The 12,147-nt window shown below is 70.7% G+C and carries 10 protein-coding genes; 6 read left to right on the top strand and 4 right to left on the bottom strand.

Features of this window, described 5'->3' with window-relative positions; translation table 11 throughout:
* Nucleotides 1-518: 518 nt before the first annotated feature.
* From ACFXMF_RS43485 to ACFXMF_RS43475, 3 genes are all read right to left on the bottom strand, one after another.
* Nucleotides 519-2,639, bottom strand: a complete 2,121-nt coding sequence (locus ACFXMF_RS43485; RefSeq protein WP_379991712.1) for a hypothetical protein — start codon at nucleotides 2,637-2,639, stop codon at nucleotides 519-521.
* A 218-nt stretch (nucleotides 2,640-2,857) separates the two neighbouring features.
* Complete coding sequence (locus ACFXMF_RS43480) at nucleotides 2,858-3,508, bottom strand: response regulator transcription factor (RefSeq protein ID WP_360316691.1); 651 nt, start codon at nucleotides 3,506-3,508, stop codon at nucleotides 2,858-2,860.
* The gene (locus ACFXMF_RS43475) at nucleotides 3,505-4,758 is read right to left on the bottom strand and encodes a sensor histidine kinase (protein WP_379991713.1); all 1,254 of its coding nucleotides are present in this window, start codon (nucleotides 4,756-4,758) and stop codon (nucleotides 3,505-3,507) included. The genes ACFXMF_RS43480 and ACFXMF_RS43475 overlap by 4 nt, the downstream gene beginning before the upstream one ends.
* 159 nt (nucleotides 4,759-4,917) lie before the next feature.
* On the opposite strand from ACFXMF_RS43475, the gene ACFXMF_RS43470 reads away from it, so the two are divergent.
* From ACFXMF_RS43470 to ACFXMF_RS43455, 4 genes are read left to right on the top strand one after another with little or no spacing between them, the layout of a single operon-like run.
* Entirely contained in the window at nucleotides 4,918-5,643 is a 726-nt protein-coding gene (locus ACFXMF_RS43470; RefSeq protein ID WP_360316696.1) for an ABC transporter ATP-binding protein, read from the top strand.
* The gene (locus ACFXMF_RS43465; protein WP_360316699.1) at nucleotides 5,640-6,422 is read left to right on the top strand and encodes an ABC transporter permease; all 783 of its coding nucleotides are present in this window, start codon (nucleotides 5,640-5,642) and stop codon (nucleotides 6,420-6,422) included. Before ACFXMF_RS43470 ends, ACFXMF_RS43465 begins: the two co-directional genes overlap by 4 nt.
* Nucleotides 6,423-6,476: 54 nt before the next feature.
* Entirely contained in the window at nucleotides 6,477-7,859 is a 1,383-nt protein-coding gene (locus ACFXMF_RS43460; protein WP_360316702.1) for an FtsW/RodA/SpoVE family cell cycle protein, read from the top strand.
* Complete coding sequence (locus ACFXMF_RS43455) at nucleotides 7,856-9,328, top strand: penicillin-binding transpeptidase domain-containing protein (protein WP_379991714.1); 1,473 nt, start codon at nucleotides 7,856-7,858, stop codon at nucleotides 9,326-9,328. Before ACFXMF_RS43460 ends, ACFXMF_RS43455 begins: the two co-directional genes overlap by 4 nt.
* A 38-nt stretch (nucleotides 9,329-9,366) precedes the next feature.
* On the opposite strand, the gene ACFXMF_RS43450 is transcribed toward ACFXMF_RS43455, so the two are convergent.
* Entirely contained in the window at nucleotides 9,367-9,975 is a 609-nt protein-coding gene (locus tag ACFXMF_RS43450) for a TetR/AcrR family transcriptional regulator (RefSeq protein WP_360316707.1), read from the bottom strand.
* 138 nt (nucleotides 9,976-10,113) lie between these two features.
* Between ACFXMF_RS43450 and hpnH the strand changes: the two genes are divergently transcribed.
* The gene (gene hpnH, locus ACFXMF_RS43445; protein WP_360316710.1) at nucleotides 10,114-11,118 is read left to right on the top strand and encodes an adenosyl-hopene transferase HpnH; all 1,005 of its coding nucleotides are present in this window, start codon (nucleotides 10,114-10,116) and stop codon (nucleotides 11,116-11,118) included.
* Between the two features lie 494 nt (nucleotides 11,119-11,612).
* Nucleotides 11,613-11,978 (top strand): hypothetical protein, encoded by a 366-nt coding sequence (locus ACFXMF_RS43440; RefSeq protein ID WP_379991716.1) that lies wholly within the window; start codon nucleotides 11,613-11,615, stop codon nucleotides 11,976-11,978.
* Nucleotides 11,979-12,147 lie beyond the last annotated feature (169 nt).

Here is a 12,147-nt window from a genome sequence, read left to right as displayed (position 1 = left end):
GCGCAGCGCGGAGAGCGGCGGAGCCGCAAAACAAAGACTTCGTGGCCCGTAGCGAAGCGAAGGGACACGAAGTCACGAGCGAGGGGCCACTTTTTTGTGGAGGAGCCCGCGACGGAACAAAAAAGTGGTGCCTCGCGAGCCGGCGCCAAAGGCGCCCAACAAGAAGCAGCGCTGCATCGCCGAACGCCGCCCACCCGCTCGCTACGCTCGCGACCCGGGCCGTCCCGCCGGTTCCGCTCACGACCGGGGCCACCGTGCTCGCTGCGCTCGCGTCCCGGCCCAGCTGTGGAGTCCGGCTCACGCCTCGGGCTTCTCGACTCGCTCCGCTCGCAAGCAAGCCCCATATGTCCGATTCGGCTCGCGCCTCAGGTCTCTCGACTCACTCCGCTCGCAACCAAGCCCGGATGTCGGGCCCGACCTGCGACCGCAGTCCACCGGCTCGCCGCACTCACAACCACGCCCGACCACCGAATTCGGCTCGCAACTCCACCCCGCCCACCCCACCCACAACCCACCCCCTACCCAAGCCCCCGAACCGTCCCCCCGTTCCGCAAGTTCCCCACCACCGTCGGAACCGCCGGACCTGCCGGACCTGCCGGACCTGCAGAACCCACCGACCCCACCGACCCCACCGAAAGCCCCCCACCCGCCCCCTTGACCACCACCTGCCGCCCCTCCCCAACCCCGGAAACCACCCCCGACACCACCACCCTCACCACATCCCGCGTCCCCGCCGCGACCAAATACCAGGCGCCCGTCCGCGAGCGCCACCACGTCGAAGTGACGATGTCGTTGCCGGAACGACTGCACGCAGGCGAATCAACAAGCCGGTTCACCGTCTGCGCGCCCGTCGCACTCGCCCCCGGCGGCAGGAACTGGACCACCACGTCGCCACCACCCCTGCGGTCGAACGCGTGCAGGCACGACCACATCGCCTCCCCGGCCGCCTCGGGCAGGTCGAAGTGCGCGAACTCCCAGTTGTTGACCAGCCGCAGCCCCCGGCCACGCAACGTCTCCAGTGCGCACGCGGTCCGCGACCACACGCCGAGTGCACGTTCGCTCGACGCCGCCTCGGACGGCCGCCCGGTGTGGGCGTACTCCGGCGGCGGCATGTACGTCAGGTGAGTCGCGGACAGTTCGCCCAGATCCGCGAGCAGGTAGGGATGGTTGTCGGCGGCGCGCCTGGCCAGCAGTTCGAGCACCGGCACGGTGACGCAGCCCTTCCCGGCCGTACCCGGGTCGGGCATCGGAGCCGTGACGCCGCCGGTGATCGCGAGCGGCCTGCTCTTGTCCTCGGGCCGCCGCAGGTCCCGCACCGCGGCCTCGTCCACCCAGGGCGCGAGCAACATGCGAACCCCGGCCGGATCGCGGCGAAGCACCACGGCCGAGGCGGAGCGCTCGTCCGAGTCGTCGGCCGCGGCGACGTCGAGGGTGCGCCTGCCGTGGTCGTCGGTATAGCGGGCCAGGCGCGTGCCGTCGGCGAGGAGCACGACGGTCGCCCCCGCGACGTCGCCCGCGTACAGCACACGCGGGACGCCCGTCGGCGGACCGACGGCGGTGCCCCGGCCGAGCGTGACCGCGGTGCCGTCGTCGGGGTCGGCCCAGGCCCGCATCGCCCGTCGGGTCAACGCCTCGTCGCCGGCCCGCGCTCCTCGGGTGGACCACACGTCGAAGTCCAGTCGGGTCGTGCCGACCCAGGCACCGGCCGGAATCGATCGCGGCGGACCACCGACCACCCGTGCGGCGGACGTGGCCCGGTCGGCCCGGCCGCCGTCGCCGGTCGAGGGTTCGCTCCCGCTCATCGTGTACCAGGCGATCGTGGCAATGGCGGTGGCCGAGGCCAGGACGCCCAGCGCGAGGTGCCGACGGCGCCGACGGCGCAGCAGGTCCGACGGGGTGGCCCGAAGGGTGCACGGGTCGAACGGGTCGGCGCGCAGCACGTCGGGGGTTAAGCCGGGCCCGTCCGGATGCCCGGCCGGGCGGAGCGCGGGTCCGCCGGCATCCGCCTCGGTCTCGGCGGCCAGGACGTCCTCGACGCCGGCGGCGAGCAGGAATTCGCCCGCCTCGACGGGGTCCAGGCCGTCCAGCACACGCAGGACGAGAAACGCGCGGGCCGGGCCGGACAACCGGCCGAGCGCCTGCTCGATCGCCGGCTCGTCCGCGTCGCCGGTCGGCGGGAACAGCCGCAGACCCCAGACCTGCGGCAGCAACACCCGATGCCGGCCGGATCGGTTCGGGCGCAGCGCACCACGCACGACGTGCAGCCGGACGAGATCGGCTTCGCTCATCTCCACGACGCCGGGGCGGCGTCCGCGATCGCGCAGCCGGCCGGGCAGTGCGTCCTGGACCAGGGCGTGCGCGGCCAGTACCCGCCGGTGTCGCTCCATCGCAGGCGGCAGGATCAGGTAGGCCAACCGCACGAGTTCGGAGTAGCGCCCGACCACCAGGGCCTCGGTGCGGCGCACCGCCCCCTGCTCCAGCCGGCGTCGGCACAGGTCGACGAGATCGGCCCGGGCCCGCCGCGCCCGCCGCCGGACACTCCGCTCGTTCCGATCGCTTCGATCGGCCCCCGCGTCGGGGCCGTTCGAACCGGCTCGGGCCGCCGGGTCGGGTGTGCTCTCGTCGCCACCGTGTCGCATGTGGGATCCCCTCTCGCCGCGCCCGGGTCGGCGCCCGCGAATCGGTACGGGGCCCGTGCGCATGATGGCCAACGAGCACCGTCGGGAGGGGTCACACCTAATACGAACATCTATTTTTGTGTTGCCATGTGCTCACGCCGGTCGCACCGTCCGGCGGTGCCGGCGATCGTGTCGATCCGGCATGCGGACTCGACCTTCGAACTCGGCCGATCCGACGGTCAGCCCGGTCCGACGAAACCCGACTGGTAGGCGGCGATCACCGCCTGGGTGCGGTCGCGGGCCCCCAACTTGCCCAGCAGCGCGCTCACATGGCTCTTCACCGTCTCGGTGCCCAGGAACAGTTCGGCGGCGATCTCGGCGTTGTTCAGCCCCCGGGCCATCGCCCGCAGCACATCGGCCTCCCGGTCGGTGAGATTGGCCCGGGCCACCGCGTCGCCGCCGGCCGCCTTCCCGTGGCGCTCGACCAACGCCCGCAGCTTGGCCGGGAACACCAGGGAGTCTCCGGTGGCCAGGGCCCGTACCGCTCCGGTGATCTCGGCAGGGCGGGCCCGTTTGAGCAGGAAGCCGTGCGCTCCCACCCGGAGCGCCTCGTAGACGTATTCGTCGTTCTCGAAGGTGGTGATGATCAGGATCTTGGGCGGCTGGTCGAGATGGGCGAGCAGGTCCCGGGTGGCCTGGATCCCGTCCACCCGCGGCATCCGCACGTCCATCGCGACCACATCCGGGCGCAGCGAGCGCACCAGCGAGAGCACGCCCGCGCCGTCGTCGGCCTCTCCCACGACCTCCAAGTCGGGCTGCGCGCCCAGGATGGCCCGCAGACCCGCCCGGACCAGTTCGTCGTCGTCCACCAGCAGGATCCTGATCGTCACGACGCCCACCGTAGAGGTAGGCGCACATGCACCCGCCAATAGTCCTCGTGCACACCGGCGGTGGCCTCGCCGCCGAGCAACGCGGCCCGCTCGCGTATGCCGCGCAGACCGCTGCCGCTGCCGGCGCCGACCACCCGCCGCTCCCCTACCGCCGCGGGCGCGCTGCTCAGTACGAGCAGCTCGACGTCGTGGTCGTCCACCGTGACGGTGACGTCGACCGGCACGGGGCCCGCGTGCCGCAGCACGTTGGTGAGCGACTCCTGCACGATCCGGTAGCCCTCCCTGGAGATCACCGCCGGCACCGCGTCGAGGGCGCCCGATACCCGCAGTTCGACCGAGGCTCCCGCGCCGCGCGTGCCGTCGATCAGGAGCTTGAGCTCGGGCAGGCCGGGTCGAGGCGCGGCGGGCTCCGGTGCGTCACGCAACAACAACAACATGCGTTCCAGGTCTTCCAGGGCCTGCCGACCGGTCTCCTCGATCGCTTCGAGCGCCCGGTTCGCGAAGCCGGGGTCGCTGTCGAGCAATTGCCGGGCGGCGCCGGCCTGAAGCACCGTCACCGACAGGGCGTGACCGATCGAGTCGTGCAATTCACGGGCGAGTCGATTGTGTTCGAGCAGTTGCTCGGTCCGCCGCTCGGCTGTCGCGAGGCGTTCGTTCGCGGACGGTCCGAGCAGTCGGGTGCCGAGCCGGGTGAGCAGCCAACCCACGCCGGCCAGGTAGTAGAGCGCCCCGACGATGAGCAGCAGGCCGAGCGGGATCAGCCACCAGTGCCCGGCACCGCCCGCGAAGGTGAGCCCGCCGAACTCCATGCCGCCGTCCGTGCCCGGCGCCACGATCATCGCGACCCCCGTGAACACCGCGTGGCCGGTGGGCGCCAGACCGAGCCAGGCCAGGTCGACCCGCAGCACCAGCCACAGTGCGGTGCGCCACCGATCCGCCCAGCCCTGGGACCGGGTGACCACGATGTCGCTCTCGTCGCCGGGACGCAGCAGCAACCTGGCCAGGAACCCCTCGAACCGGCGCGCCTCGGCGAGCAGCCCGAACGCGACCAGGATCGGAATCGGGGCGACCAGCAGCGCCAGGCCGTCGGCGGCGCCGCTGTCCCCCTCCAGGCCGGGGTACACCAGTGCGACCGCGACGCCCAGGGCCAGCGCCGTGAACAGGTGGAAGGCCCGCGTGTACGTCGTCGGCGCGACGAGCGGCCGGACGAGGTGGGTGAGCGATGGGCGAAGCGGCGCGATCCGGGACATGCGGCCATCCTGCCGGGTCGCCGCGAGCACGACCTCCCCCGGCCGGGGGAGAGCGTCCCCACGGTTGGGGGATCCGGCGCGGGGCCCCGGAATCGCAGTCTTGAGGCACCGCAGCAACCGGGCGGCGCCCACTCCGAAGCAGCCGAGGGAGCACAGCAGATGATCCGCATCCGCAACCTGACGAAGCGTTATGGCGACGTCCTCGCGGTGGACGACCTCGACTTCGAGGTCGCCGCCGGCACGGTGACGGGCTTCCTGGGTCCCAACGGCTCGGGCAAGTCGACCACCATGCGGATGGTGCTCGGCCTGGACCGCCCCACGGCCGGTGCCGCGACGATCGGCGGCCGGGTCTACGGCGAGTTGCGCGAGCCGCTGCGCCATGTGGGAGCGCTGCTCGACGCGGGAGCCGTGCATCGGCGCCGCCGGGGCCGCGACCATCTGCTCTACCTCGCGCGGTCCAACCGCATAGCGGACTCCCGGGTGGACGAGGTGCTCGACCGGGTCGGTCTGACCGACGCGGCCCGGCGTCGGGCCGGCACCTACTCGCTCGGGATGCGCCAACGGCTGGGCATCGCCGCCGCGTTGTTGGGCGATCCGGGGGTGCTGATCTTCGACGAGCCGGTCAACGGCCTCGACCCGGAGGGCATCCGGTGGATCCGCGACCTGATCCGGTCGTTGGCCGGCGAGGGGCGCACGGTGTTCCTGTCCAGCCACCTCATGAGCGAGATGGCGCTGACGGCCGATCATCTCGTGGTGATCGCCGCCGGTCGGTTGTTGGCCGACACCTCGCTGGCCGAGTTCGTCGGCGAGGGCGAGTCGTTGGAAGACGTCTATCTCCGGCTGACCGCCGGACACGAGCAGTTCGTGGGAGGTGGCCGCGCGTGAGCACGGCAACGACACAGGTCGGCGGTGCGTTCCCGGCCGCGCTTCATGCCGAATGGACCAAGCTCCGCTCGGTGCCCTCGACCCGATGGCTGCCGGTGGTCGTGGTGGCGCTGACGGCGGGCATCGGCATACTGGTCGACGCGTTCGTCGCCGAGGGCCAACGTCGCGAGGACGGCGCGGAATACGACCCCTTCACTCTCGTGCACTACGGCATCAACATCGGCCACCTGGCCATGGTGGCCTTCGCGGTGCTGGTCGTCGCCGGCGAGTACGGCAGCGGCACCATCCACGCCTCGCTCGCGGCGGTGCCCGATCGCCGCGTGTTCGCCGCCGCGAAGTTGACCGTGATCACCGCGGTGGCGCTGGCCACCGGCGTCGTCTCGAGTCTGGCCTGCACGCTGTCGGCCCGGGTGTTCCTGCCCGAGGGCGACATCTCGCTGACCGCCGCGGAGACCTGGCGCACAGCCTTCGGTCAGGTGGCCTACCTGCTGCTGTTGGCGGTGATCTGTGCCGGCGTCACCTTCGTGCTGCGCACGCCGATGGCGTCGCTGGGGGTGTTGATGCCGCTGGTCCTGCTGGGCACCACCGCGCTCACCGCGATACCGGGGGTGCGCAAGGTGGCCAGGTTCCTGCCGGACCGGGCCGGGCAACGCATCATGCGGCTGCGGGACTTCAACGCCAACGAACTCGATCCGTGGACGGGCTTGGCGGTGATGGCCGGCTGGGCGATCGTCGCCGCGGCCCTCGCGATGATCGTGGTGCGCCGGCGCGACGCCTGACACCGGGTGCGCCCCTCCGGTTACCCAGGGTCACTTGTGGGCATTCCAGAGCGCATGTCCAGATGGCGGCGGCGCGAAACGGCGGCAGGGGAACCCCTGCCGCCCACCCGGCGCAACACCGAACTCCTGCTGCTCGTCTTCGCGGTCCTGGTCCCCGTCTTCGCCTATGCGAACGTCGGTCTGGCCATGGACGGCTCGATCCCGCCGGATACCGCGAAATACGGCCTCGGGCTCGGTTTTCTCGTGCTGGTCGCACACATCCTGGTGCGCCGCTTCGCACCGTACGCCGACCCGGTGCTGCTGCCCATCGCCGCGCTGCTCAACGGCTTGGGGTTGGTCCTGATCTACCGACTCGACCTGGAGACACCGAAGGTGCAGGCCGCGCCGTCGCAACTGATGTGGTCGGCCATCGGGGTGATCCTGTTCGCGGTGGTGATGATCGCCGTGCGCGATCACCGCGCCCTGGGCAAGTACGCATATCTCGCGGCGGCCGTGGCCCTGTTCCTGATGATCGTTCCGGTCTTCTTCCCGGCGATCAACGGCGCCAAGGTGTGGATCCGGCTCGGCCCCTTCTCGCTGCAACCCGGCGAGTTCGCCAAGATCGTCCTGGTCGTGTTCTTCGCGTCCTACCTCGCCACCACACGCGAGACGCTGATGATGATCGGCCGCCGGTTCTGCGGTGTGAACCTGCCGCGCGGCCGCGACCTCGGCCCGGTCGTCGCGGTGTGGCTGGCTTCGGTCGGCATCCTGGTCCTGGAGCGCGATCTGGGCACGTCCCTGCTCTACTTCGGCGCGTTCGTGGTGATGCTCTATGTCGCGACCGCCCGGATCGGCTGGATCCTGGTCGGCCTGATCCTGATCGCCCTTGGTGCGTTCGTGGTCGGCTCCGCCGAACCCCACGTGCACAGCCGGGTGCAGAACTGGCTGGATCCGTTCGCGAGCATCCACGCCGGGCTCGGCGCGGGCCAACTGGCCCAGTCGCTGTTCTGCTTCGCCGCCGGTGGCCTGCTCGGTGCCGGCCTCGGCCTGGGGCATTCGATCCTGGTCGGCTTCGCCGCCAAGAGCGACTTCGTCCTGGCCACCGTCGGCGAGGAGCTCGGACTGACCGGCATCGCCGCGCTGTTCGTGCTCTACGCCCTCCTGGTCGCCCGCGGCTTCCGGGCCGGCCTGACCGCGCCGGACCCGTTCGGCTCGCTGCTCGCCTACGGGCTTTCCGCCGTGCTGGCCATCCAGGTGTTCGTGGTCGCCGGTGGGGTGACCGCGTTGATTCCGCTTACCGGCATGACCATGCCCTTCCTTGCCCAGGGCGGCTCGTCCGTGGTCACCAACTGGGCCCTGATCGCCCTGCTGATGAAGGTCAGCGACCGCGGCCGCCGGCCGCCCGCGCCGATCGAGGAGCCGAGCCTGTTGCCCGAGGACGAGGAGGTGCCCGCGTGATCGTCACCGCTCGGCGAGCCGCCGGTTTCTGTCTGCTGCTGCTCCTGGCACTGCTCGGCAATGCCACCTGGCTGATGGCGCACGAGGCCGACGCCTACGACCACATGGCGGGCAATCGCCGCCCACAGATCGTGCGTTACCAGCAGGAGCGCGGCGACATCCTGGTCGCCGGGCGGCCGATCACCGGTTCGCCACACACCGCCGGCACCTCCGACCTGGCCTACGGCCGCAACTACACCGACGGCCCGCTCTACGCCCCGGTCACCGGCTACGCGTCCCAGCTCTACGGCGCCACCCTGCTCGAAGGCGTCGAGGACGACCTCCTCGCGGGCACCGATCCGCGCCTGGGCGCCTGGCCGGTGATCACCGCGATCACCCGCCGGCGCAGCCCCGCCGGCAACGTCGCCACCACGATCCTGCCCGCCGCCCAACAGGCCGCGTTCGCCGGTCTCGCGAGCACCGGCAACAAGGGCGCGGTGGCCGCGCTCGACCCCGCCACCGGCGCGATCCTGGCCCTGGTGAGCACGCCGTCCTACGACCCGGGCCGGCTGGCCGGTGCCAACAAGGCGACCCGGACCGCATGGACGGCGCTGGACACCGACCCCGACCGGCCGATGCTCAATCGTGCGCTGCGCGAGACCTATCCCCCGGGCTCGACCTTCAAGGTGGTCACCGCCGCCGCGGCGCTCGCCTCCGGCACGGTCGCCGATCCGGACGAGCCGACCACCTCGCCCGATCCCTATCCGCTGCCCGAGTCGCGCACCCGACTGGGCAACGAGGTCTCCGGTTGCCGCGACGCGTCGCTGCGTTACGCGCTGGCGATGTCCTGCAACACCGTGTTCGCCAAGCTCGGGGTCGACATGGGCGCCGAGGTGATGCGTCGGCAGGCCAGGGCGTTCGGCTTCGACGACCCGAAGTTGCGGATCCCGGTCGCGGTCACCGAGAGCGTGTTCCCGCGGAATCCGGATCGCCCGCAGACCGCGCTGTCCTCGATCGGCCAGTTCGACACCCGGGCCACCCCACTGCAGATGGCGATGGTCGCGGCGGGTGTCGCCAACGACGGCGAGGTGATGCGGCCGTACCTGGTCGAGCGGCTCACCCGCGGCAACGGCAGCATCGTGCACACCACCGACCGGGAAGCCCTGGCCCGGGCGGTCGCTCCGCCGGTGGCGCGCCGACTGCAGAAGATGATGGAGGACGTGGTCACCACCGGCACCGGGGGCAACGGGCGCATCGACGGCGCCGTCGTCGGCGGCAAGACCGGCACCGCGCAGCACGGCGAGAACAACCGGGCCGTGCCCTACGCCTGGTTCATCGCCTACGCGAAGGCCGACGCCGCCGCCAAACCCGCCGTGGCGGTCGCCGTGGTGGTCGAGGACGGCTCGGCCGACCGCGCCGACATCACCGGCGGCGGCCTCGCCGCCCCGATCGCCAAGGCCGTGATGTCCGCCGTGCTGGCCGCCCGATGACACGCCGCCTGACGCGCCGCGCCGGCTCCCGCACCGCGTCAGCTCTTGCGCAGCCCGGCCAGCACCCGGTCGATCACCTGGCCCACCTCGCGCCGGGCGTTCGCCGGGTCCGCGGCCCGTGCGGTGTACATGCTCGCCTCCGAGATCAGCGACGCCAACAGCCGGGCCAGCGGCGGCACCGGCAACTCGTCGATCTCGCCGTTGTCCATCGCCTGCCGCAACCACGCGGCCAACAACCCGTGGCCGTGCTCGTCCACGAGCGCGTCCCACGACCCGGGCCCGAGCACCGCCGGCCCGTCGACCAGCACGATCCGCTGGAAGTCCCCGGTCGTGCACACGTCCAGGAACGACTGGAATCCGTGCCGCAGTTGATCCCATGGTTCGCTGGGGTGCTCCTGGGCATGACGCATCTCGTGGGCGACCAGCGTCTCGGCCGCCTCCGCCGCGACGGTCTCCATGACCGCGCGAAACAGATCGGCTTTGTCCTTGAAGTGGTGGTACAGCGCACCCCGGGTCACCCGGGCGCCGGCCACGATCTCCTCGGTGCCGGTCTGTGCGTAACCCTGCGTCGCGAACAGCTCACGCGCGGCGGCCAACAGGGCCGCACGGGTGTCCGCGACATGTTGTGCCCGACGCGTGACCGCCATACAACCCCCACGTGACGTACAGCCTGTATGTTGAAGATGTTGTCATCATCGGGCACACCCGGGCAACGACGCCACGCCGAGTCGAGGTTCAGCGGACGCCGACGCCCCCGGGTTCGGGGATAGAGAGGACGCGAGGGCATGGGCCTGCCGCTGAACCTGGCTGTGAAAATCGGCACTCACCTGGTCAAGCAGAAGATCAAGCGGGTCGACAAGTTCGCGATGATCGTGGAGGTCGAGCCGCTGTTCGCCTGCAACCTCAAGTGCGGCGGGTGCGGCAAGATCCAGCAGCCGCACGACGTCCTACGCAAGCGCATGTCGGTCGAGCAGGCCGTCGCGGCCGTCGAGGAGTGCGGCGCGCCGATGGTGTCGCTGGCCGGCGGCGAGCCGTTGATGCACAAGCAGATCGACCTGATCGTCGAGGAACTGCTCAAGCGCAAGAAGTTCGTGATCATCTGCACCAACGCCGTGCTGCTGCCCAAGCACCTGCACAAGTTCAAGCCGAACAAGAACTTCGCGTGGATGGTGCACATCGACGGCCTGCGCGAGAAGCACGACCAGGCGGTGGACAAGGAAGGCGTCTTCGACGAGGCGGTGGCCGCGGTCAAGATGGCCAAGGCCGCCGGGTTCCAGGTCTACACGAACAGCACGTTCTTCAACACGGACTCCCCCGAGAGCATCGTGGACGTGCTGAACTTCCTCAACGACGACCTCAAGGTCGACCGGATCCAGATCTCCCCGGCCTACGCCTACGAGAAGGCCCCGGTGCAGAACCGCTTCCTGGGCGTCGAGCAGACCCGGAAGTTGTTCGCGTCGGCGTTCGCCGGCGGCAACCGCAAGAAGTGGCGGCTCAACCACTCCGCGCTCTTCCTGGACTTCCTGGAGGGCAAGCGCGACTTCGAGTGCACGCCGTGGGCCATCCCGTCCTACTCGTTGCTCGGCTGGCAGCAGCCCTGCTACCTGATGGGCGACGGCTACGTGCAGAGCTACAAGGAGTTGCTCACCGACACCGAGTGGGAGAACTACGGTCGCGGCAAGGACCCGCGCTGCGACAACTGCATGGCGCACTGCGGCTACGAACCCACCGCCGTCCTGGCCACCATGGGCTCCCTCAAGGAGAGCCTCCGCGCGGTCGTCGCCGGCTGATCCCACCCCGGGGTCGACGGCCCACCCCCGTCGACCCCGCCGCGCGGACGCGGACACACCGGAGTCCCACACCCCGACGGCCGGGTCGCCGCCCGGTCCGGCCCGATCGTCTGTGGGATCGCATCGAAAACGCGGTGCTCGGATGGCGAGCGGCCTGATCGTTCGCCGTGACGGAGTTCGAGACGAGCGTGCGCGACAACGAGCAACTCGTCCGGCATGCACCGTCGGGAATGCGGTTCGTGCTTCCGCAACAATCGATTGGGAAGCCCGGTCACCCCTCACCGGCAACCGGGCTGCCACAACCTGATGAGTCGTCAGCGTACCGGAATGTGCGTTGACACGTGTCGCATGGGTCGCCTCCGAACCAAATCTTGACCCTTCTTGCCGCGTGGGCCCTGGCGTGTCGGGTAGATTCGCGCGCCTATCGGCCCACCACGGGGCCATGGCGATACCGCGAGGCGTGTGTTCCGCGGGTTGAATTGGGGGCTTGTCAGATGGTTCATCGTGTTCTCAGGCGTCTCGCCGGTCCGATCCTGCTCGCGGTGTTCGCGGCCGTATTGACCGCCGTGCCCGCGCAGGCCGCGTCGGCGCCGGCTCAGGCGCAGGTACGCCAGGTCTCCTCCGCGACGGTGTCGGGCGCATTCACCTCGGCCGGCGTGCAGACGGTCGCGGACACCTCGGCTCGCACCACGTCGCACCAGGCCGCCGCCCAGCAGAGCCACCCGACCAAGAAGGCCAAGAAAAAGAAGAAGAAGAGCTTCTTCAAGAAGGCCGGCAAGTTCATCTTCGCGATCATCGGCATCATCATCGTCGCGATCATCATCTTCTTCGTCTGGCGGGCCCTCAAGCGCCGCAACTGATCGAGCGTCGCGCCCGATCGGGCACCCGCCTCGATCCGGCACTCCCGCCCGATCCGAAAGGCACCGCGGGGCCCCCGCCTGATCGGGGGGGCGGGGGGGCGGGGGTTCGGCAGGGCGTTATTAACCAATAACACCCCCAACCTCCCAACAACATGTGTGTGTGCCGTGT

The sequence above is a fragment of the Embleya sp. NPDC059213 genome (genome assembly GCF_042754445.1).
GTDB lineage: Bacteria > Actinomycetota > Actinomycetes > Streptomycetales > Streptomycetaceae > Embleya.
This window is presented reverse-complemented; position numbering and strand designations above follow the sequence as displayed.